We start from the raw sequence: 20263 nt of genomic DNA, 5'->3' as shown, positions 1-20263 counted from the left end.
GCAGACCGCAGGGAGGACCGGCGTGACCTCTGGCATGAACCACCCACCAGACCACCCGCTCGACGTGATCACCATCGGTCGCGCTTCGGTTGACCTCTATGGCCAGCAGATCGGTACGCGGCTCGAAGATGTTGGCAGCTTTGCCAAATCCGTTGGCGGCTGCCCCACCAATATCGCCGTCGGCACGGCGCGGCTGGGGCTGAGATCGGCCCTGGTCACCCGCGTCGGCAATGAGCAGATGGGGCGCTTCATCCGTGAGCAACTGGCGCGCGAGGGCGTCGAGACCGCTGGAATCGTAACCGACCCCGAGCGTTTGACCGCGCTGGTGCTGCTGGCGGTCGAGAACGACAAGAGCTTCCCGCTGATTTTCTATCGCGATAATTGCGCCGATGCGGCGCTGGATGAAGGCGACATCGACCCGGACTTCATCCGCTCCGCAAAGGCGGTGCTGGTGACCGGCACACACTTTTCCAAGCCACACAGCGCCGCCGCGCAGCGCAAGGCGATGCGCATCGCGCGTGAGAACGGCGGCAGGATCGTCTTCGACATCGACTACCGTCCCAACCTGTGGGGCCTTGCCGGTCACGATGCCGGTGATAGCCGCTACATCGCCTCGGACGCCGTTTCCGCCCATCTGCGCCCGGTGCTGCCGGAATGCGACCTGATTGTGGGCACCGAAGAAGAAGTCCTCATCGCGGCTGGCGCCAGCGATCTTCACACTGCCCTCAGGACGATCCGGTCCCTCTCCAACGCCGTGATTGTTCTCAAGCGCGGCCCGATGGGCTGCATCGTCTATGACGGGCCGATCCCGGACGATCTCGAAGACGGCATTGTCGGCAGGGGCTTTCCGATCGAGGTCTATAATGTGCTGGGGGCAGGCGACGCCTTCATGAGTGGCTATCTGCGTGGCTGGCTCCGCGGCGAATCTCATGAAACCAGCGCCACCTGGGCCAATGCCTGTGGGGCTTTTGCCGTCAGCCGTCTGCTCTGTGCTCCGGAAATTCCGACCTGGGAGGAACTGCAGTTCTTCCTCGCCAACGGCAGCAAGGAGCGGGCCCTGCGCAAGGACGAGGCCATCAACCATGTCCACTGGGCGACAACGCGGCGGCGCGACATCCCGAAACTGATGGCACTGGCCATCGACCATCGCCTGCAGCTCGAGGACATGGCTGATGGTGATGCGGCCAAGCTGCGGCGCATCCTCGCATTCAAGGTGCTGGCCGTGAAGGCCGCAGCGCAGGTCGCCGCCGGTCGCGATGGTTTCGGCATGCTGCTTGACGACAAATTTGGTCGCGAAGCGCTCTATGCGGCGGGGGCATTGCCCAATTTCTGGGTCGCGAGACCGATCGAGCTGCCCGGGTCGCGGCCATTGCAGTTCGAGTTCACGCAGGATCTCGGGTCGCGGCTGATCGAATGGCCGGTGGATCACTGCATCAAGGTGCTGTGCTTCTTCCACCCGGATGACCCCCGGGACCTGCAAGATGAACAGATTTCCAAGCTAAAATCGGCCTTTGATGCGGCCCGGAAAATCGGGCGGGAATTGCTGGTGGAAATCATCGCCGGCAAGCACGGCACGCTGGGCGATGACACGGTGGCGCAGGTGCTGGATGCGGTTTACGATGCCGGGATCAAGCCGGACTGGTGGAAGCTGGAGACGCAGCCCAGCGCGGCGGCATGGGGCCGCATTGATCGTGTGATTGAAACACGCGATCCCCATTGTCGCGGCGTTGTGCTGCTGGGGCTCGACGCCAAGATGACCGACCTGAAGGCCGGGTTCGACCTGGCGAAGGCTTCGCGGACGGTAAAAGGCTTTGCAGTGGGGCGGTCAATCTTTGGCCATGCTGCTCGGGCCTGGCTGGATGAAGCCATGTCAGACGACGAGGCCGTGGCGGAAATGGCGCGGCGGTTTGGCTGGCTGGTAGAGGAATGGGAGCGGCCATGAGCCAGACAACGATACGACTGACCATGGCGCAGGCCGTTGCGCGATTCCTGACGGCACAGAAGACCGTCATCGACGGCGAGACAGTGCCGATCTTTGGCGGCGTCTGGGCCATTTTCGGGCATGGCAACGTGGCCGGGGTCGGCGAGGCGCTGTATGGCGTCAAGGACGAGCTGCCGACCTATCGGGGACAGAACGAGCAGAGCATGGCGCATGCCGCGATCGCCTATGGCAAAGCCAATTTCCGACGTCGCTTCATGGCTGTCACTTCGTCCATCGGGCCGGGCGCGCTGAACATGGTGACGGCGGCAGCGCTGGCGCATGTGAACCGCCTGCCCGTGCTGCTGCTGCCTGGCGATGTATTTGCCAACCGCCTGCCCGACCCGGTGTTGCAGCAGGTGGAAAACTTTGGCGACGGTACGGTTTCGGCCAATGACTGCTTCCGGCCGGTGAGCCGGTATTTCGACCGGATCACCCGGCCCGAGCAGATCATCCCCGCCTTGCGCCGGGCCATGCAGGTTCTGACAGACCCGGCCGAATGCGGGCCGGTGACCCTCAGCCTGTGCCAGGACGTGCAGGCGGAAGCCTATGACTACCCGGAGAGCTTCTTTGCCGAGAAGGTGTGGACGCAGCGCCGGATCATGCCGGATGCCGATGAGTTTGCCACGGCGGCGGCGGCGCTGAAGCTGGCCAAGCAGCCTGTGATCATCGCCGGCGGCGGCGTGCTCTATTCGGGCGCGAGCGACAGCCTCGCCGCCTTCTCCGAGGAACACGGTGTGCCGGTGATGGAAACGCAGGCGGGCAAAAGCGCCCTGCCCCACGACTTTGAACTCAATATGGGTTCGGTCGGCGTAACCGGCACTTCGGCGGCCAATGCCCTGGCCGAGGAAGCGGATGTGGTGCTGGCGGTGGGCACGCGCCTGCAGGATTTTACCACCGGCTCGTGGGCGCTGTTCAAGAATCCGGACGTCAAGATCATCGGGCTCAACGTTCAGCCTTTCGATGCCATGAAGCACAATGGCTTGCCGATGGTGGGGGACGCGCGGGTCGGACTTGAGGCGCTGGATGCGGCGCTGATGGGTTGGCAGGTTGATTCCGCCTGGACGCATAAGGCGATGCGGGAAAAGGACAAATGGCTGGAAGCGGCAGATGCTGCGACAGCCGCCGGCAATGCCGAGCTGCCATCGGATGCGCAGGTAATCGGAGCTGTGCAGCGCAGCCGCAGCAAGGCGACGCTGATCTGCGCGTCGGGCGGGCTGCCGGGCGAATTGCACAAGCTGTGGCGCGCGAAGGAGCCGGGCTCCTACCACCTCGAATACGGCTTTTCGACCATGGGCTACGAGATTGCCGCAGGGCTCGGGGTGGCGCTGGCGCGGCCGGACGGCGACGCCGTGGTCATGGTGGGCGACGGCAGCTATCTGATGATGAATTCGGAGATCGTCAGTGCGGTGATGCTGGGCCTCAGGCTCACCATCGTGGTGCTCGACAATTCCGGCTATGGCTGCATCAACCGCCTGCAGATGGCGACCGGCGGGGCGAACTTCAACAACCTCTTCCGGGACACGCGGCACGAGACCATGCCGCAGGTGGATTTTGCCGCGCATGCGGCGGCCATGGGCGCTAAGGCAAAGAAGGTGGCAGGGCTGGCGGAGCTTGAAGCTGCCCTCGTGGAGAGCGACGGCGTAGGCGGAGTTCATGTGTTCGTCATCGACACCGATCCGTTGATCACCACCGATGCCGGTGGGCACTGGTGGGACGTGGCGGTGCCCGAGGTCAGTGAGCGTGGCGAGGTCAATGCGGCGCGGGATGCGTATGTGACGGCGCTGAAGGCGCAGCGGGCGGGGTAGAACCCCTCATCCGCCCTTCGGGCACCTTCTCCCACAAGGGGAGAAGGGAGGCACCGAGTCTGATCAAACACCGGCTCACCCCTCGCCCCTTGTGGGAGAGGGTGGATCGGCTGAAGGCCGAGACGGGTGAGGGGTATGCCCCCAAGGAGAACACAATGAAAGCCAAGCTCGGGATGTCGCCCATCGCCTGGTGGAATGACGATCTGCCGGAATTGAGCGACGACGTGTCGCTGGAGGAGTGCCTCAGGCAATCGCGGTCCGCCGGGTTTACTGGGATGGAGAAGGGGCGGCGTTTCCCTGATGATCCCAAGGTGATGCTGCCGATCCTGCGGGAAGCCGACGTGACGCTCTGTGGCGGCTGGTTTTCGGGGACGCTGGTCAGTGAGGAGCTGGCCGCCAACAAGGACCGCATTGCGCCGATGATCGAACTGTTCAAGGCGGTCAACGCACCCTGCATCGTCTACGGCGAGGTCGGGCTCTCGATCCAGGGCAAGCGCGAGGTGCCGCTGGCGAAAAAGCCGCGCCTCGATGAGGCGGAAATGAGGGCTTATGGCCGGAAGGTCACGGCCTTTGGCGAGTGGTGCGCCGAACAGGGCATGCCGCTGAGCTACCACCATCATATGGCGGCCGTTGTCGAAACCGAGCCGGAGCTGGACGCTTTCATGAACGCGTCGGGCGAGGGCATACCGCTGTTGCTCGATGCCGGCCACCTGGCCTTTGCCGGGGGTGATCCGCTGCGGGCGATCGATAGTCATCACAGGCGGATCAACCATGTGCATGTGAAAGATATTCGCCGGGCCGTGGTCGACGGGCTGGACCGGACGAGGCAGAGCTTTCTCGACGCCGTCGCGCTGGGGGCTTTTACGGTGCCGGGCGACGGGTCGCTGGATTTTGGCGCCATCGTGCAGCGGCTGGCTGACCATGGGTATGAAGGCTGGTTCGTGGTCGAGGCCGAGCAGGACCCGGTCAAGGCGCCGCCGCTCAAAATGGCGCAGATCGGGCATGCCGAACTGATGCGGGTGATGACCGCCGCGGGCTATACGGTCGCGACGCAGGGATTTCCGGAAGTATAGGCGGTTCGGCGTTGTGTTGATAGAACAGCGCATGGATTCCGGCCTGCGCCGGAATGACTCGGCAATTGAACGGCAGGAACTGCATGGCGCTGAAAGAAAACGATTTGAAATGGTTCCGGCCGCTGTGGCGGCGCGTGGCAGTGGCCGTGTTTCTTGCCCTTTGGCTGGGCTGGGAATTGCTGGTCAGCAAGGACCAGTTCTGGGCCTTCCTGGTGGGCGCCGCGCTTGCCTATGTGGTCTGGAATTTCTTCTACAAGTTTCCCAAGGAGGAGAATGCCAATGCCGAACTCCCACCTGCTGATCCGGCCGACGGAGAAGACCGGAAGGATCCATGACGTCACACCGGCATCGGCTGGCTGGACGCATGTCGGCTTCGGGCTGCACCGCCTCAAGCCGGGCGAGGCCTATGGCGAGGCGACCGAGGAGCGTGAGGTTTGCCTCGTGCTGGTCAGCGGCAAGGCGCGCTTTGCCGTCGATGGCGAGGATTTCGGCGAGCTGGGCGAGCGCATGAGCCCGTTCGAGGGGGCGCCCTGGGCTCTCTACGTGCCGGCGGGACGGCACTGGGCGGTGGACGCGACGACGGACCTGGAACTGGCCGTGTGTTCGGCGCCGGGCGGCGGCGAATTTCATGCGCGGGTCATTCCGCCGGGGACGCATGCGCGCATTACGCGCGGCAAGGGCGCCAATGTGCGCCATGTCCACAATATCATGCCCGAGGATGATGACGCCGCGAACGCGCTGCTGGTGGTCGAGGTAATCACGCCGCAGGGAAATACATCCTCCTATCCGCCGCACAAGCATGACCAGGACAATCTTCCGCACGAGAGCCAGCTGGAAGAGAGCTATTACCACCGATTCAATCCGCAACAGGGCTTTGGCTTCCAGCGCGTTTTCACCGACGACCGCAGCCTGGACGAGGCCATGGCCATCGAGGATGGTGACGTTGTGCTGGTGCCGCGCGGCTATCATCCCGTGGCCACGGTCGCCGGTTATGAAAGCTACTATCTCAACGTGATGGCCGGGCCGAAGCGGGTGTGGAAATTCCACAATGCGGCCGAGCACGAGTGGATGCTGAAATAGGCTAGAAGGTCAGCCGGGGCCTGCCATCCGTGCGGTAGGTCAGCGCGTAGATACGGCCTTCCGTGTCGCTGGCATCACAGGTGATCAACAGGCCCGGCGATGCAGCGGCATGGGTGCAGGCGCCCGATGCGGGAATATCCAGCAGATTGACGGAGCTACCGCCCGGTGCGGCGACGATCTGGCCGACCACGAAGTCGGACCACGGCGTGCCAGTGCCGATGAACAGCAACATGCGCTCGGGGTCTGCCAGCCCAAAAAAGTCCTGCCCGCCGGTGCCGGCGGAAACAGCCACGCTGCCATCGTCATAGACCAGTATGGCCAGGGCGGTGCCGCATTGGGCGGTGAGGTCTTCGTCGGCAATAATGAGCCGTTCGCAGTTGCCATCCGTCGCATCGGTTGCCACGACGCCAGCGCCCCTGGCCATGGGCGTCGCGGCCAAACCGACAGCAATTGCAACGGAGACGACCAACGCCAGGCGCATTCCCCATCCTAGCACGGCAGCATCGCCACCGGCAGGCTCTATCGTGTGCGAATCAAGACGCCAACGGGCCGGTTATCTCGCTGACCCTGACCGCCCTGCCCTCCTTGACCGATTTCAGCGCCGCATCGGCAAGCGCCAGCGCAACGAGACCATCGACGCCGCTGGGCGAGGCCGGAGATTTCGATTCCACGAAATCGATGAAGTTGCTGATTTCCCTCGCATAAGCCTCGGTATAGCGAGTCATGAAGAAGTCATGCAGCGGCGGCCTTGTATAGCCGGACGCATTGGCGATCTCGACGGAAACGGGGCGCTGGTTCTCGGCTGCGACGGCGCCCTTTGATCCATGAACCTCGATGCGCTGGTCGTAGCCATAGGTGGCACGGCGGGAGTTGGAAATGGTGGCGTGCCGGCCCGACGCGGTGAACAGCATGACCGAGGCACTGTCATAGTCCCCAGCCTCGCCGATAGCCTTGTCGACCAGCACGGACGCCTGAGCGGACACAGTCTCGATCTCCTCGCCGAGGAGGAACCGGGCCATGTCGAAATCGTGGATGGTCATGTCGCGGAAAATGCCGCCCGAGCGCTTAACATAGTCAGCCGGCGGGGCGCCGGGATCACGCGAGACGATGGTGACCATTTCCACCGAGCCGATCTGCCCGGACTCGATGGCGGCTTTCACGGCCTGGAAATGCGGGTCGAACCGGCGATTGAAGCCGACCATGAGGGTGGCATCGGTTTCGTCGACGACGCGGATGCAGGCCTTGACCCGCTCGATGTCGAGATCGACCGGCTTTTCGCAGAAGATGGCCTTGCCGGCCCGGGCGAAGCGCTCGATCAGGTCGGCATGCGTGTCGGTGGGGGTACAGATGATGACGGCATCAATATCGGTGGCCGCTTCGATGTCGTCGATGGAGCGTATCTCGGCGCCATACTGGCTGGCGATGGCGTTGGCGGCTTCGGCCATTGGATCGGCCACCGCCACGAGCTTCGCCTTGGGATTGGACGTCACGGCCCTGGCGTGAACCTTGCCAATACGGCCGGCACCGAGAAGGCCAAAACGAACGGTCATGTGAAACTCCACCCTAGAGGCCGGGTGCTGCCGGCCGAAATTACTGTGGAATGAATAGACGATTTGGCGGCGCTATGGAACGCAAATTCCATTGCAGGTGAACCACTGTGACACGGGCTTCGGTCAAAACAGAGGTTCTCACTCTCACGGGGATGACGCCGTGGAGAGGGGTCACCCCCAGCTAGCTCTGCTACGTCCCTGCGGGACTAGCGGCGCTACCTCCCCCGTTCAAGGGGAGGAGTAGAGGCTGCGGAGAAGAGCCGGATTGCGAGGCAATCCGACCTCCAGAGGGAGAGGTGAAGAGTCAGTGTTCTCTGGCGCGCTCGAGGATGCGCTTGCATTCGAGGAGGTCGCGGAGGACCTCGCCGAGCTTTTCGCGTGATTCCTTGTCGAGGGAAGCACTGGCGAGCATTTCGGCTTCTTCCAGTTCCGCCTCGTCGCCGGCGGCCTCGGCCTGCTCGATGAGGGGCAAGATTTCATCAAGGCCCTTGCCCTCGCCAACGGCGATGACATAGCGCGACCCCTGATCCTTGAGGATGCGCTGGACGCCCTTGATGGTGAAACCCTGATCATAGAGCAGGTGGCGGATGCCGCGCAGCAGCATGACGTCTTCGGGGCGGTAGTAGCGCCGCCCGCCGCCGCGCTTGAGCGGCTTGATGGTGTTGAAGCGGGTTTCCCAGAATCGAAGGACGTGCTGCGGGAGATCGAGCTCTTCGGCAGCTTCAGAGATGGTACGGAACGCGTCTGGCGACTTGTCCAAACCGCAGGTCTCCCTGGCGAGAGCAACCTAATTGCTCTTCCCGACTGGCATTTGCAGCTGCCGAACCCAAGGCTCCGCAGCGGCAAGGAAAGGCCCCTAAAGGCCTTAATTTCCAGTGGTGACCATAGACTTGTTGATCTTGGACTTCAACACGTTGGACGGTTTGAACACAAGAACCTGCCGGGGCAGGATCGGGACTTCCTCGCCAGTCTTGGGATTACGGCCAATCCGCTCGTTCTTGGAGCGAACCTGGAAGGAACCGAAAGAGGAGAGCTTGACGTTGGCTCCCGTCACCAAGGCGTCGGTGATCAATTCCAGCACCCGTTCGACCAACTCGGCCGACTCGGTTCGCGACAGGCCAACAGAGCCATAGACTGCCTCAGCCAGGTCGGCCCGCGTTACCGTCTTCTGCGTCATTCGCACCCCCGTGTTGCCGTGAGTCCAGACCCGACGTTCGGCTTGCCCATAATGTCATCACCAAGCCGTCGACGCGGCCAACCGGCCGAGCCCATGTGCGGGAATCCTTCCCCAGTATGGCGCCGCCGGCGATCTCTTGTCGCGGCTTCAGCGCCAGGTTCCTCCACCCTGCGGTGACACTAACGCCTTGAAACGCCTAAGGTCAATGCAGCTTGAGCGACTACCAGCGGATGAGCGAAGCGCCCCAGGTAAACCCACCACCCATGGCTTCGAGCATGACCAGATCGCCCTGCTTGATGCGGCCATCGGCCACTGCCACGCTCAATGCCAGCGGCACAGAGGCCGCCGAAGTATTGGCATGGACATCGACCGTCAGGACGACCTTTTCAGGTGGAAGGCCAAGCTTGGCCCCTGCCCCTTCGATAATGCGCTTGTTGGCCTGGTGCGGCACGAACCAGTCGAGGTCATCGATGGTGTAGCCCGCCTGTTCGAGCGAGGCGTAAACAACGTCAGTGATCTTGCCCACGGCATGGCGGAAGACTTCCGGGCCCTGCATGTGAACATGGCCGGTCGTGCCCGTCGTGGATGGACCGCCATCGACATAGAGCTTGTCCCAATGGCGGCCATCGGAGCGCAGCGCCGAGGTCAGGACGCCGCGATCGGGCTCGCCAGGCGCCAGGTCGAGGCGTTCCATGACAATGGCACCCGCGCCATCGCCAAAGAGCACACAGGTGGTGCGGTCGGTCCAGTCGAGCAGGCGCGAGAAGGTTTCGGCGCCGATGACCAGCACGCGGCGGGCCATGCCATTCTTGATGTAGCTATCGGCGGTGGCGACGGCGTAGACAAAGCCCGAGCACACCGCCTGGATGTCGAAGGCAAAGCCATGCTGCATGCCCAGCTTCATCTGTACGAGCGTGGCGACGCTGGGGAAGGTGTAGTCGGGCGTGGTCGTGGCCACGATGATGAGATCGATGTCTTCAATCCCGAGCCCAGAATTGGCCAGTGCCGCCCGCGCGGCATGGGTGGCCAGATCGGAGGTGAACTCACCCTCGGCGGCGATATGGCGTTCCTTGATGCCGACGCGCTGCTGGATCCATTCGTCGGATGTATCAACCGTCCTGGCCAATTCCTCATTGGTCACAACCCGCGCCGGCAGATAGGAGCCGACACCACGAACGACGGAGCGGATATTACTGGTCACGCCGATTTGGCCTCGGTCTCGGAAGGCGGCTCGGAAGCGGCCCTATTGATGGGAAAGCGGTGCATGGTGTCGCCGATCTTGTCCATCAGGCGGTTGCGCGCCATTTCATAGGACAGACCTAGCGCACTCTTGTAGCCGACTTCGTCGGTGCCGCCGTGGGATTTTATGACAATGCCGTTAAGGCCCATGAAGACGCCGCCATTGACGGTGCGCGGGTCCATCTTGCGCCGCAGGGCATTCAGCGCCGACGACGCGAACAGCGCGCCGATCTTGCTCATCAAGGTCGCCTTGAGCGACTGACGCAGATAGGTCGCCACCTGACGGGCTGTGCCTTCGGCGGTCTTGAGCGCGATATTGCCCACAAAGCCTTCGGTGACGACGACGTCGACCGTGCCCTTGCCGATATCATCGCCCTCGACGAAGCCGTGATAGGTGAAGCCGGCGCCGCTGGCCTCGGTGAGTATCTTGCCGGCTTCCTTGATGTAGTCGAGACCCTTCACTTCTTCGGTGCCGACATTGAGCAGACCGACCGTAGGCGATTCTGAATCAAACAGCGCGCGCGCCAAGGCTGAGCCGAGAATGGCGTAGTCCACCAGCTGCTGCGCATCGGCGCCGATGGTGGCGCCCATGTCGAGCACGATGATGTCCGAGCGGAGCGTCGGCCAGATGGCCGCGATGCCCGGGCGGGAAATACCTTCCATCGGGCGCAGGCAGAACGTGGCCATGGCCATCAGCGCGCCGGTATTGCCGCCGGAAATGGCAACATCGGCTTCCTTGTCCTTGACCGCCTGAATGGCCATCCACATGGATGAAGTGCCCTTGCCCTTGCGCAGGGCCTGGCTGGGCTTCTCGTCCATGGCGATGACAGTTTCGCAATGACGGACAGTCGAAACCGGCTTCAGCGCTGGAAATTCCTCCAGCAGAGGATCGATCTGGTCCTTGAGGCCATGAAAAATGAAGCGCGTATTCTTGCGTTCTTTCAGAGCCAGCCAGGCACCGTGAATGACGGCACGCGGGGCGTGGTCGCCACCCATGGCATCCACGGAAATCGTTATAGAATCGGTCATTTCAGCCCGTGTTTCGGCCCGCAACAGCAGGCAATCAAGCATATCCCATCATCGAGTCGGCGCAAGCCCCGCAGGACTGGGGCTCAGCCTTTGTCCCCGTTCTCGTCCTTGAGACGAGCCAGTTTGGCAAATGGACTTTCCTCGGCATCGCTTACGGAAATTCCCAGATTATCCAGACTTTCGCCGGGACGACGCGGATAGGGATCGAGCGCCAGAGCCAGGGTTTCCAGAAGCAGAGCGCTGAGGTCGACTTCGGGACCATCGATGTGATCGGGAAAATCGTCGTTTTCAAGGTCAATGTAGATTTCGGCACCGGGCGCGGGTGGCTGGCTGTCGCGCGGAGCAGGCAGGAAGACGCGGTCAATGTCTTCCGAGACGGTCTCGGCAACGGGTTCAAAGCTAACCACGGACGCCTGGGTCACCCGGGCCTTGAGGTGCCCCAGGGCCCGCAGGCCACCACGCAAAGTCGAAATGCTGAGCGTGGCAGTGAATTGCTCCACCGAAATAATATGCATGGCCTCGGCAATCGCGGCCCGTTCGGTTTCGTTGGCCTCGACCGTAAGCGAGCGTCCCCCTGCAGGTAGCTTGTCGATGCGCACGACGGCGTCGAAAATTGGCTCGTATTGCTCGCTCATGCCGCAGCCTCGAATCTCACAGTGCCTGATGTGATGGCCTCGACCGGCTGGGCAGCCAGTTCGGCATCTTGCGCAACCACATAGGCAGCAAGCGCTCGAAGTTCGGGCGTGTCTTCGCCGTCATATATATTGCGCGCCAGAACGCCGGCCAGGGCGTCGATGTCCTTGCGATCCATGGCCTCGTTCATCGCGGCGAGCAGACCAAAGAAAATGTTACCCATCTTCTGGATTTTCTTCGGCACGCCCAGGTCGCTGACGCCCATTTCGCGCAGCGATCGGTCCATATCCTTGAAAAACAAATCGAAAACCGCCTGGCTGAAATCTTTGGCAGCCTGCGGTCCGTGCCGCAGCCGCCGGAACAGCAGAGCCATGTGCAGGCTGATCATGTCGAAACGGCCGGTAACGGTGTCGGGCACACTCATCTCAGCATAGAAAACCGGCTGCCGGGATTGCGCCACAATGGAATTATAGACGGCGTAAACTGGCTCTGTGGCAGTCTTCTTGCGAAATAAGGACAAGATCATGGGATTGCGCTCAGCGTCGGTATCGATCAAACACGGGCAGATTGGATGCGGGACGATTGCCAGCTTGCCAGACGGCCAAGTTGACAGCTAAACAGTCCGGCGACCTTTTGGGCACGCGCCCTAGTGTCACGCCTATATTCGAGAGCCATCGGGAAAGTCAAATTCATGCCCCTGCGCCTTGCTAAAGCCTCCGTTGCCGCTGCCGTCCTGGCCGTCGCACTTGCCGGTTGCACCAGCAGCACGTCGCTCGTCTCCAAGCGGACCCAAGGTTATGAGATTCCCGAAACGGCGCTGCAGCAGATCCGCCCTGGCCAGAGCGAGCAGCTCGTGACCCTGGTACTGGGTTCGCCCCAGTCCACCAACACCTTTGGCGACCGCACCGCCTGGTACTATGTCGAGACCAAGGTGAACCAGACCGCCTTTGGCATGAACATGATCCAGGAACGTACGGTTCTGGCGATCTACTTCGACAAGAACAAGAAGGTCGTCGAGCGCGCAGTCTATGCACTGCAGGATGGCAAGGCCGTCAACATCGAGACGCGCCGCACCCCATCGTTCGGCCAGGACGCGACCTTTATCGACGCTATCCTGTCGTCGTTTTAAAGCTCAGCCCCAGCATAGAGAGGCCCCGGATTTCCGGGGCCTTTTTTTGTTGCCGGTTTCAGGCGCGCGCCTCGCGTAGCGCCCCCAGACCGAGGAGCAATATCGCGAAACCGGCCACCGGCAGCGCGAGCAGGTTGATCGCCTCCCAACCCACCCATTGCAGCAGCATGCCCGAACTCAGCGACGCGATAGCGCTGGCGCCGAACACGATCTGCTCGTTGACTGCCTGCACCCTGCCCGCTTCCTGCGGCCGGTAGCTGGTGGCCAGCATGGTGGTGGACCCGATGAACCCAAAATTCCAACCCACCCCCAGCAGAACCAGGGTCGCTGTGAAATGAGCCACCGTAATGCCGTTGAGGGCAATGACCGCGCAGCCAATGATCAGCAGCAGCCCGATGGCCGTGACCAGGTTGGCGCCGATCCGCTTGATGATGGCACCGGTGACGAAGCTCGGGGCGAACATGGCCACGACGTGCCACTGAATGGCCCCCGCGGCTTCAGTGGGCGAATGACCGCACAAATGCACCATGGCCAGGGGCGCGGCCACCATGATGAGGGTCATGAGGGCGTAGGTGAGCGCGGCGCTCAGCATGGGCAAGACAATTTCGGGTTGTCGAAGGAGCACGCGCATAGGGCGGCGGGTACCAGCGACCTCAGCGGGCGACCGCGTCGGCGCCAGCCGGGTGGCGGACAGCACGAATACCGAGATCAGCGAAAGCACGGCGATGACCATGAAGCTGGCCGCGTACTCGGCACCCGGAATCCAGCTCCGAGTCAGAGCGCTCAGTTGCGGTCCGAAAAAACCGGCCGCCACACCGCCAAACATGACCCAGGAAATGGCCTGGCTCTTGAACTCGGGAGCGACGCTGTCGGCGGCGGCGAAACGCACCTGCTGCATGAAGGCGCCTGACATGCCAACGAGAAAAAGGCCCGCAGCGAAGAGATAGAACTGTCCCAGAATGACGGCCAGCGTGGCAATCAGCGCGGCGGGAATGCCGATGGCGGCGCCCAGCATCAGTCCGCGTGTGCGCCCAAGCCGATAGATGATCATGGTGGCCGTCGAAGTGGTCAGCGCCAGCCCGACGATCATTGCGGTAACGGGAAGCGTCGCCGCCGATCGATCGGGAGCAAAATTGACGGCGGCCAGGGCGGCCACCGACATGATGATGGAGGAATTGGAGCCGCCCAGAGCCTGAACTGCGGAGAGCAGGCCGATATTGCGGATGGAATCGCTGCGTTGGGTCATGACCAATCCTGAAGACGATGCAGGCTGCCGGACCGTGCCCCCAAACAAGCCCTTCGGATCAGGCCATGTCCACGCCCGCGGACCGGGCGATGGAATCGAGGGCGCCGTTGACCAGTCCGGTGGCGTCGTCCTCGTAGAAGGCGCGAGCGACATCGACATATTCGGTAATCACGACCCGGGCCGGGATGTCCTTGCGGCGCAGCAGTTCAAAAGCGGCGGCACGCAGGATGGCGCGCAGGGTGGCGTCGACACGCTCGATGGGCCAACCTTCGGCAAGAGCCTTGTCGACGGCTGGATCGACTTCGAGCTGGTGCCTGGCGACACCCGTCACGATCTGGCGGAAAAAATCCGCGTCCGCCGGCAGATACTGCTCGCCCTCGATCTCGCGACCGAGATGGAAAGCACCAAACTGGGCCAGGGTATCTTCCAGCGTCGCCCGGCCGATATCCATCTGGTAGAGCGCCTGCACGGCGGCGAGACGCGCGGCGCCGCGCTGATTGGCAGGACGCTGGGCGCCCGGATCGCGTTTGGGATGGTCGGTCATCTAACTGTTCAGTTTCGCTTTCACGTCGGACAGTGCGAGAGCTGCGCGTGCAGCATCCCCGCCCCTGTCCTGGTCATTCACATCAGCCCTTATTCGGGCCTGAGCTTCGTTTTCTACCGTCAGGATGCCTATGCCAAGTGGCAATGCGTCGACAACGGCCAATTCGGCCAGTGCCCGAATACTCTCATTGGCGACGGAAGCATAGTGATTGGTCTGGCCGCGGATGACGCAGCCGAGAGCGACATAGCCGTCGAAGTGATCCGTTTCAATCGCCATCGCCATGGCCACGGGCACTTCCATTGCGCTGGGCACGCCAATAACCTCGTAGGTGGCGGCGTGCTCTTCCAGAACGGCGATGGCACCGCGCTTCATCTCGTCGGCAATGTCAGGGTAATTTCGTCCTTCGACGATCAGGAAATGCAATCCGCTGCCCGCTTCTGCTGGCAGGGAAAACCGTACGCCGTAGGAGTCCATCACACACCTCGCTTACGCAACGACAAGGGAGCAGACGCCACAATAAGCTTGAAACGTTGATGTGAAGGAAAGGCTGCGCGCCGCGTGAACGAAATCAGCTTCCGCGTAACTTGCGTCTAGTCCTCGTCGTCGTCACGCAGTACGGACTTGTTTTCGGCCAGCTCGGTCAGGAATGAGCGGAAATCGTCCGCTGCCGAAAAGTTCTTGTAAACACTGGCAAATCTGACGAAGGCGACGTCATCGAGGCCCTTGAGCCCCTCCATGACATATTCGCCGATCTGGTCGGAGGTGACTTCCACCTCGCCCAGGCTTTCGAGCTGGCGGACAATACCGGAGATCATTCGCTCCACCCGTTCGGGCTCGACCGAGCGCTTGCGCAGGGCGGTGTTGACCGATCGGGCCAGCTTTTCGCGGTCGAAGGGCACCTTGCGGCCGGTCTTCTTGACCACGGTGAGATCGCGCAACTGGACGCGTTCGAAAGTGGTGAAACGCCCGCCACAGGCATTGCAGACGCGACGGCGGCGGATGGCGCCCGAATCTTCGGTCGGGCGGCTATCCTTCACCTGGGTGTCGTCATTGCCACAGTAAGGGCAGCGCATGGCGGGCGTTCTCGCTTAAGCGTAGATCGGGAATCGATCAGTGAGGGTCTTCACCTTGGCACGAACCTGGGCCTCGACGGCACCATTGTTATCGTCACCATTGGTCTTGAGGCCATCGAGCACTTCGATGATGAGCTCGCCTACCGTCTGGAACTCGGCTTCGCCGAAACCGCGCGAGGTGGCGGCCGGCGTCCCGAGACGGATACCCGAGGTGATAGCCGGCTTTTCCGGATCGAAGGGCACGGCATTCTTGTTGCAGGTGATGTGAGCGCGGCCAAGGGCGTTTTCAGTGGCCTTGCCGGTGAGGCCCTTGGGCCGCAGATCGACCAGCATCAGGTGATTGTCGGTGCCGCCCGAAACGATGTCGACACCGCCCTTGACCAGGGTCTCGGCCAGCACCTTGGCATTGGCCACCACCTGCTGGGCATAGAGCTTGAATTCGGGCTGCAGCGCTTCCTTGAAGGCCACGGCCTTGCCGGCGATGACATGCATCAGCGGGCCACCCTGGATGCCCGGAAAAATGGCCGAGTTGATCTTCTTGGCGATGTCCTCATCGTCGGTGAGGATCAGGCCGCCGCGCGGACCGCGCAGGGTCTTATGGGTGGTGGTGGTGGCCACATGGGCGTGCGGGAACGGGCTCGGATAGACGCCGCCGGCCACGAGACCGGCCACGTGGGCCATGTCGACAAAGAGGATGGCGCCGACTTCATCGGCAATGGCGCGGAATTCGGCCCAGTCCATGACGCGCGAATAGGCGGAGAAGCCGGCCACGATCATCTTCGGTTTGTGCTCGCGGGCGAGCTGGCGCACCTGATCCATGTCGACACGGCCGTCCTGCTTGCGCAGGCCGTACTGGATCGCGTTGAACCATTTTCCAGACTGATTGGGCTTGGCACCATGGGTCAGGTGGCCACCGGCATCGAGCGACATGCCGAGGATGGTGTCGCCGGGCTGGATCAGCGCCTGATAGACGCCCTGATTGGCCTGGGAGCCGGAATTGGGCTGCACATTGGCAAAACCGACGCCGAAGAGTTCCTTGGCGCGCTCGATGGCGAGGCTCTCCGCCACATCGACATACTGACAGCCACCATAGTAGCGCTTGCCCGGATAGCCTTCGGCATACTTGTTGGTCAGCACCGAACCCTGAGCCTCGAGCACGGCGCGGGAAACGATGTTTTCCGAAGCGATCAGCTCGATTTCATTCTGCTGACGACCCAGCTCGTCGCCCATCGCCTTGGCCAGTTCAGGATCCGTCTGGGCGATCGAATTGGTGAAGAAGTTGGGGAACAGCGAATTGGACATGGTGGCGCTCATCGAAATGTGACCTCGGGCGAGATCAGGATTGTCGGAACGGCGTTGGCATTATCACGGCACAAGCCGCGATTCCAAGGCCAGGAAAGGGGGAATGGACTGATCAAACCGGTCATAGGGCTCCCCTTGTTGGTGTTGGGTGCCCAGGCGAGCGGCAGTCTGAGGTTCGCGTTCCCCGATGGTTACCCATCTCATCTCGCCAGTCGCGCGAACGAGGCTGTTATGCCGGAGATTGCGCGGAAGGGGAAGGGGGGTGGTTCATCGTGGTTCAGGCGTATTTGCCGGGGCCTGCTGGGGGAGCGGGTTGCGTCTGTTCGAGCTTACGCTTCAGCTTGGCCATGGCGAGCCGCTGCATGTGGCCCTTGGCGGCGTTGACCGGGACGATGACCACGACCTCGACGCCGGTCGCTTCGTCCACCGCGGCCACGCGCATCTGCTGCCCCACCTGGACAAACTCAAACAGGACGTCGCCGTCGGCCATGCTCCCCTCCGTTTGCGCGAGCATAGCTGGAGTCGGGGGGAATGAAAAACGGGCTCCCCGATTTCAAGGGAGCCCGTAACGGAGGTTCGGCGTGCGACAAGAGCCCTCGGGTCAGGCCCGAGGGTGACTATCAAGTATGCGGCGCGCTTTCGCGCCACTCACCAGATCAGGAAAAGGTCACCTTGCCCTGTTCGTCGAACTTGTAGACGTCGTCGCGGAAGCTGACAGTGCCCTGGCGGTTGGCCCAGGCGGTGATGTAGGTGGTGTGGATGGGCACCCTGCCCTTGCACTCGACGTCGAGGCGCTGCAGCGAGTCGAAGGTCGAATCGACCTTCTGCTGATCCCAGTCGCCATTGTCGCGGAGCAGCCAGTTCACCAGCTGATTGACGCCTTCGACGCGCACACAGCCCGAGGAATGGAAGCGGGCGTTTTCGTTGAACAGCGCCTTTGACGGCGTATCATGCAGGTAGCAGTCGTAGGGGTTGTAGAAGTTGATCTTGCAGTGGCCCATGGAATTGGCCGAGCCCGGCTCCTGCCGATACATGTAGTTCACCTGGGCATCGGTGATGTTCGCCCAGTTGATCGTCGACGGATCGACCTTGTTGCCCGAGCCGTCGTAGATGAAGATATTCTGCTCGGTCAGGTAGTTCGGGTTTTCAAGCATGTACTTGGTCAGGTCCTGACGGACCAGTGACTTGGGCACATGCCAATAGGGGTTGAAATTGATCTGGCTGATATTGCTGGCCATGATCGGGGTGGCGCGCTCGACGCGACCGACAACCGCCGTATGGCGCTGCTCGACCATACCACCGGACACCGCCTCGATGGTCGCGGCCGGAATGTTGACGACAACATAGCGGTCGTTGAGCTTGGCGGCCATGTTCTGGACGCGGGTATAATTGAGGTAGAGCTGCTGCAGGCGGGTCGAGGCCGGCACGTTCATGGCATACCAGGTCGGCTCGTCGATCTGGCCGGTGACCACGAGGCCATGGCGGGCCTGGAAGGTGCGGACGCCACGATCGGTATCGGCATCGAACACGTCGCTGGCATATTCCACCAGCGCCATATCGCCCGAGGAGATGAGACGGCGCTTGAGCTGGACCACGGCGGGGGACGAATTGCCCAGGATCAGCTGGTAGGCCTGCTGCGGGATTTCCTCCCAGCCGCCGGCGGCAACGAAGGGTTCATACTGGGCAATCGCCAGCTGAAGGTTGTGCAGCGTATCGAAAGAGAGGATCGGCTCGTTGGTGGCGATCGATGCCGCAGCGGCGGCCGTATTGCCCTCGCGATCGGTCTCGCGCAGGACGCGGCCAGGGCCAAGCATGTCAAACACCGAATCCTGAGCCCAAGCCGGCATTGCGGCCCCGGCGCTCAGAACTGCCATTGAACCGATGAATTTCCGTCGCGTCAGCCGCATGCCACTACCCTAGATTCGCCCGCTCTTGTCATGGCGATAACATCACCGCAACGCGCGTCACAATCGGCTCAAGGCCTTGTGAAGCTGCCGCATCTGGAAGCCATGCCAGCAAATGGTTTTCTACCCATTAACTGGGCTGCCGGTGATTTGCGGCACAAATAAGAAACGCCGGCCTTTCGACCGGCGTCTTCCCAGCAGTTGTGGCATGGAGGCAACACATGCCGCCAGCTGCCGCTCGTTCCTCGACCCTTTCAGGCGAAGTCAGAGCTTATAGAGGATCTGATCGACCCAGAAGCGTTCGAGGCGGGCGAGAGCCTTGTTGAGGCCGTCGAATTCCTCGTCGCCCAGGCCACCGACCTTGTCGATGGATTTCAGGTGACGATCGTAGAGCTCGTCGATGACTTCGGCCACTTCCTCGCCCTTCGGGGTCAGCTTGATGCGGACCGACCGGCGGTCGGTGCGCGAACGCTCCTGGAAGATGTAGCCGGTCTCGACCAGCTTCTTGAGATTGTAGGAGACGTTCGAGCCAAGGTAGTAGCCACGCGAGCGGAGCTCGCCGGCAGTCAGCTCGGCGTCGCCGATATTGAACATCAGCAGCGCCTGGACCGGGTTGATGTCGTCCCAACCCATGCGGTCGAACTCGTCCTTGATCAGGTCGAGAAGACGACGGTGGAGACGTTCCACACGGGAGACGGCTTCCAGATAGAGCGGTTTCAGACTTTCGCTGCGTTCCGGGGTGATCACCTCGGCTGCGTTCGACTTGATTGCCATTTGTGCCTCACTGTTCAATCAACGTGCGATTTTTCGCATCTCATGAGGCCAAACTAGGGCTATCGCTTAAACATCGCCCTAAGCCATGTGCTTAAAACTATCTTACTGGAAAGCAATGAGAATTTGGCTTAATGGCGCCTTACACCTGGTGATAAAACTGTAACCTTTCCGATGTGTGAAGGGCGGTGCCGCCCCTCACACCGCCCCGCTCGGCTCAGCCGAGCAGCGCCCTTGCACCGCTCAGCTTGGCCGCGAACATTGACGCGACAGCGAGTGCCTGACCCAGGAGCAGCGCAATGCCGAGAGGGCTGAGCTCGGCCCAATAGAGTACGACCAGCAGCACGGAGCCCAGGGCCCAGGACGCGTCGACTGCAATGTTGCCCCAGACGAGTTGCGCCGGCGGGCGGGCAGCGCGGCCCAGCATGAAATTGAACACCGCCCAGGGCAGAAGGGTGATGCCCAGAACCACGAAAAAGGCGGGTTGCAGGGACCAGCCGGCCAGGTCCGTCAGCGGTTTCGCAGCAAAAATGAGGACGAGGCCCATAATCGCCGAGAGCGGTCCGTCGGCCAGGTATGGCAGGTGCGGATCGAGGCGGGGTGCGGTGGTGTAGAGGTCGGTCATGGGTCATCCTTCATCGAGTTGCGAGAGTGACGAGGATGGCGCCGGCAAGGTCATTACCTCAATTCCCTCACAGGTAATGGAAATACCTCCCTCATTCGGGCA

Annotated in this window: 23 protein-coding genes and 1 riboswitch; of the genes, 6 read left to right on the top strand and 17 right to left on the bottom strand. The window is 62.1% G+C overall.

Annotation, left to right across the window (positions count from 1 at the left end; translation table 11 throughout):
- The first annotated feature begins 34 nt into the window (after nucleotides 1-34).
- The 5 genes from MQW79_RS01120 (at nucleotide 35) to iolB (ending at nucleotide 5939) form a co-directional block, all read left to right on the top strand.
- Entirely contained in the window at nucleotides 35-1942 is a 1908-nt protein-coding gene (locus MQW79_RS01120; RefSeq protein WP_476588269.1) for a bifunctional 5-dehydro-2-deoxygluconokinase/5-dehydro-2-deoxyphosphogluconate aldolase, read from the top strand.
- Nucleotides 1939-3786 carry a 3D-(3,5/4)-trihydroxycyclohexane-1,2-dione acylhydrolase (decyclizing) gene (gene iolD, locus MQW79_RS01115; RefSeq protein WP_476586323.1) on the top strand — a complete coding sequence of 616 codons (1848 nt, stop codon included), beginning with the start codon at nucleotides 1939-1941 and terminating at the stop codon, nucleotides 3784-3786. The genes MQW79_RS01120 and iolD overlap by 4 nt, the downstream gene beginning before the upstream one ends.
- Before the next feature lie 155 nt (nucleotides 3787-3941).
- Complete coding sequence (gene iolE, locus MQW79_RS01110; protein WP_476586321.1) at nucleotides 3942-4859, top strand: myo-inosose-2 dehydratase; 918 nt, start codon at nucleotides 3942-3944, stop codon at nucleotides 4857-4859.
- Between the two features lie 83 nt (nucleotides 4860-4942).
- Nucleotides 4943-5194 (top strand): hypothetical protein, encoded by a 252-nt coding sequence (locus MQW79_RS01105; RefSeq protein WP_476586320.1) that lies wholly within the window; start codon nucleotides 4943-4945, stop codon nucleotides 5192-5194.
- A complete protein-coding gene (iolB, locus tag MQW79_RS01100) occupies nucleotides 5139-5939 on the top strand; it encodes a 5-deoxy-glucuronate isomerase (RefSeq protein WP_476586319.1) in 801 nt (266 codons plus the stop codon). Before MQW79_RS01105 ends, iolB begins: the two co-directional genes overlap by 56 nt.
- 1 nt (nucleotide 5940) lies before the next feature.
- Here iolB and MQW79_RS01095 read toward each other — a convergent pair whose 3' ends face one another.
- The 8 genes from MQW79_RS01095 to MQW79_RS01060 form a co-directional block, all read right to left on the bottom strand.
- Complete coding sequence (locus MQW79_RS01095; RefSeq protein ID WP_476586318.1) at nucleotides 5941-6420, bottom strand: hypothetical protein; 480 nt, start codon at nucleotides 6418-6420, stop codon at nucleotides 5941-5943.
- A gap of 52 nt (nucleotides 6421-6472) precedes the next feature.
- Entirely contained in the window at nucleotides 6473-7489 is a 1017-nt protein-coding gene (gene iolG / locus MQW79_RS01090) for an inositol 2-dehydrogenase (RefSeq protein WP_476586317.1), read from the bottom strand.
- Nucleotides 7490-7793: 304 nt separating this feature from the next.
- Nucleotides 7794-8249 carry a MerR family transcriptional regulator gene (locus MQW79_RS01085; RefSeq protein WP_476586316.1) on the bottom strand — a complete coding sequence of 152 codons (456 nt, stop codon included), beginning with the start codon at nucleotides 8247-8249 and terminating at the stop codon, nucleotides 7794-7796.
- A 105-nt stretch (nucleotides 8250-8354) separates the two neighbouring features.
- Nucleotides 8355-8666 (bottom strand): integration host factor subunit alpha, encoded by a 312-nt coding sequence (locus tag MQW79_RS01080; protein WP_476586315.1) that lies wholly within the window; start codon nucleotides 8664-8666, stop codon nucleotides 8355-8357.
- Nucleotides 8667-8886: 220 nt separating this feature from the next.
- Complete coding sequence (locus MQW79_RS01075) at nucleotides 8887-9867, bottom strand: beta-ketoacyl-ACP synthase III (RefSeq protein ID WP_476586314.1); 981 nt, start codon at nucleotides 9865-9867, stop codon at nucleotides 8887-8889.
- The gene (gene plsX, locus MQW79_RS01070; protein WP_476586313.1) at nucleotides 9864-10934 is read right to left on the bottom strand and encodes a phosphate acyltransferase PlsX; all 1071 of its coding nucleotides are present in this window, start codon (nucleotides 10932-10934) and stop codon (nucleotides 9864-9866) included. Before plsX ends, MQW79_RS01075 begins: the two co-directional genes overlap by 4 nt.
- An 83-nt stretch (nucleotides 10935-11017) precedes the next feature.
- Nucleotides 11018-11569, bottom strand: coding sequence for a YceD family protein (locus MQW79_RS01065; protein ID WP_476586312.1), 552 nt, complete (start codon nucleotides 11567-11569; stop codon nucleotides 11018-11020).
- On the bottom strand, nucleotides 11566-12123 hold the full coding sequence (locus MQW79_RS01060; RefSeq protein ID WP_476586310.1) for a ubiquinol-cytochrome C chaperone family protein: 558 nt from the start codon (nucleotides 12121-12123) through the stop codon (nucleotides 11566-11568). The genes MQW79_RS01065 and MQW79_RS01060 overlap by 4 nt, the downstream gene beginning before the upstream one ends.
- Before the next feature lie 135 nt (nucleotides 12124-12258).
- Here MQW79_RS01060 and MQW79_RS01055 point away from each other — a divergent pair, with 135 nt between their 5' ends.
- Nucleotides 12259-12696, top strand: a complete 438-nt coding sequence (locus MQW79_RS01055) for an outer membrane protein assembly factor BamE (protein WP_476586309.1) — start codon at nucleotides 12259-12261, stop codon at nucleotides 12694-12696.
- A gap of 58 nt (nucleotides 12697-12754) precedes the next feature.
- On the opposite strand, the gene MQW79_RS01050 is transcribed toward MQW79_RS01055, so the two are convergent.
- The 9 genes from MQW79_RS01050 to MQW79_RS01010 form a co-directional block, all read right to left on the bottom strand.
- Nucleotides 12755-13942, bottom strand: a complete 1188-nt coding sequence (locus MQW79_RS01050) for an MFS transporter (RefSeq protein WP_476586308.1) — start codon at nucleotides 13940-13942, stop codon at nucleotides 12755-12757.
- Between the two features lie 58 nt (nucleotides 13943-14000).
- Nucleotides 14001-14486 carry a transcription antitermination factor NusB gene (nusB, locus tag MQW79_RS01045; RefSeq protein WP_476586307.1) on the bottom strand — a complete coding sequence of 162 codons (486 nt, stop codon included), beginning with the start codon at nucleotides 14484-14486 and terminating at the stop codon, nucleotides 14001-14003.
- Nucleotides 14487-14960: a 6,7-dimethyl-8-ribityllumazine synthase gene (gene ribH / locus MQW79_RS01040; RefSeq protein ID WP_476586306.1), complete on the bottom strand. Its 474-nt coding sequence runs from the start codon at nucleotides 14958-14960 to the stop codon at nucleotides 14487-14489.
- A gap of 116 nt (nucleotides 14961-15076) precedes the next feature.
- A complete protein-coding gene (nrdR, locus tag MQW79_RS01035; protein WP_476586305.1) occupies nucleotides 15077-15559 on the bottom strand; it encodes a transcriptional regulator NrdR in 483 nt (160 codons plus the stop codon).
- A 15-nt stretch (nucleotides 15560-15574) separates the two neighbouring features.
- Nucleotides 15575-16873, bottom strand: a complete 1299-nt coding sequence (gene glyA, locus MQW79_RS01030; RefSeq protein WP_476586304.1) for a serine hydroxymethyltransferase — start codon at nucleotides 16871-16873, stop codon at nucleotides 15575-15577.
- Nucleotides 16874-17004: 131 nt separating this feature from the next.
- Nucleotides 17005-17087: riboswitch (ZMP/ZTP riboswitch) on the bottom strand.
- 51 nt (nucleotides 17088-17138) lie between these two features.
- On the bottom strand, nucleotides 17139-17351 hold the full coding sequence (locus MQW79_RS01025) for a DUF6898 family protein (protein ID WP_476586302.1): 213 nt from the start codon (nucleotides 17349-17351) through the stop codon (nucleotides 17139-17141).
- A 166-nt stretch (nucleotides 17352-17517) separates the two neighbouring features.
- Complete coding sequence (locus MQW79_RS01020) at nucleotides 17518-18675, bottom strand: L,D-transpeptidase family protein (RefSeq protein WP_476586301.1); 1158 nt, start codon at nucleotides 18673-18675, stop codon at nucleotides 17518-17520.
- 354 nt (nucleotides 18676-19029) lie between these two features.
- On the bottom strand, nucleotides 19030-19539 hold the full coding sequence (ldtR, locus tag MQW79_RS01015; RefSeq protein WP_476586300.1) for a transcriptional regulator LdtR: 510 nt from the start codon (nucleotides 19537-19539) through the stop codon (nucleotides 19030-19032).
- Between the two features lie 214 nt (nucleotides 19540-19753).
- A complete protein-coding gene (locus MQW79_RS01010) occupies nucleotides 19754-20161 on the bottom strand; it encodes a hypothetical protein (protein ID WP_476586299.1) in 408 nt (135 codons plus the stop codon).
- Nucleotides 20162-20263: the final 102 nt, after the last annotated feature.

It is taken from the genome of Devosia sp. Micro-HW1 (assembly GCF_056341075.1).
The sequence above is the reverse complement of the archived record's forward strand: the minus strand, read 5'-3'. Positions and strand labels throughout refer to the sequence as shown.

Coding starts and splice junctions, on each gene's coding strand:
- iolE (WP_476586321.1), top strand. CDS start 3,942: ATGAAAGCCAAGCTCGGGATGTCGCCCATCGCCTGGTGGAATGACGAT.
- iolG (WP_476586317.1), bottom strand. CDS start 7,489: ATGACCGTTCGTTTTGGCCTTCTCGGTGCCGGCCGTATTGGCAAGGTT.
- MQW79_RS01050 (WP_476586308.1), bottom strand. CDS start 13,942: ATGACCCAACGCAGCGATTCCATCCGCAATATCGGCCTGCTCTCCGCA.
- MQW79_RS01020 (WP_476586301.1), bottom strand. CDS start 18,675: ATGCTTGGCCCTGGCCGCGTCCTGCGCGAGACCGATCGCGAGGGCAAT.
- glyA (WP_476586304.1), bottom strand. CDS start 16,873: ATGAGCGCCACCATGTCCAATTCGCTGTTCCCCAACTTCTTCACCAAT.
- MQW79_RS01025 (WP_476586302.1), bottom strand. CDS start 17,351: ATGGCCGACGGCGACGTCCTGTTTGAGTTTGTCCAGGTGGGGCAGCAG.
- MQW79_RS01120 (WP_476588269.1), top strand. CDS start 35: ATGAACCACCCACCAGACCACCCGCTCGACGTGATCACCATCGGTCGC.
- plsX (WP_476586313.1), bottom strand. CDS start 10,934: ATGACCGATTCTATAACGATTTCCGTGGATGCCATGGGTGGCGACCAC.
- nusB (WP_476586307.1), bottom strand. CDS start 14,486: ATGACCGACCATCCCAAACGCGATCCGGGCGCCCAGCGTCCTGCCAAT.
- MQW79_RS01065 (WP_476586312.1), bottom strand. CDS start 11,569: ATGAGCGAGCAATACGAGCCAATTTTCGACGCCGTCGTGCGCATCGAC.
- iolD (WP_476586323.1), top strand. CDS start 1,939: ATGAGCCAGACAACGATACGACTGACCATGGCGCAGGCCGTTGCGCGA.
- ldtR (WP_476586300.1), bottom strand. CDS start 19,539: ATGGCAATCAAGTCGAACGCAGCCGAGGTGATCACCCCGGAACGCAGC.
- MQW79_RS01055 (WP_476586309.1), top strand. CDS start 12,259: ATGCCCCTGCGCCTTGCTAAAGCCTCCGTTGCCGCTGCCGTCCTGGCC.
- MQW79_RS01010 (WP_476586299.1), bottom strand. CDS start 20,161: ATGACCGACCTCTACACCACCGCACCCCGCCTCGATCCGCACCTGCCA.
- nrdR (WP_476586305.1), bottom strand. CDS start 15,559: ATGCGCTGCCCTTACTGTGGCAATGACGACACCCAGGTGAAGGATAGC.
- iolB (WP_476586319.1), top strand. CDS start 5,139: ATGCCGAACTCCCACCTGCTGATCCGGCCGACGGAGAAGACCGGAAGG.
- MQW79_RS01095 (WP_476586318.1), bottom strand. CDS start 6,420: ATGCGCCTGGCGTTGGTCGTCTCCGTTGCAATTGCTGTCGGTTTGGCC.
- MQW79_RS01105 (WP_476586320.1), top strand. CDS start 4,943: ATGGCGCTGAAAGAAAACGATTTGAAATGGTTCCGGCCGCTGTGGCGG.
- ribH (WP_476586306.1), bottom strand. CDS start 14,960: ATGGACTCCTACGGCGTACGGTTTTCCCTGCCAGCAGAAGCGGGCAGC.
- MQW79_RS01080 (WP_476586315.1), bottom strand. CDS start 8,666: ATGACGCAGAAGACGGTAACGCGGGCCGACCTGGCTGAGGCAGTCTAT.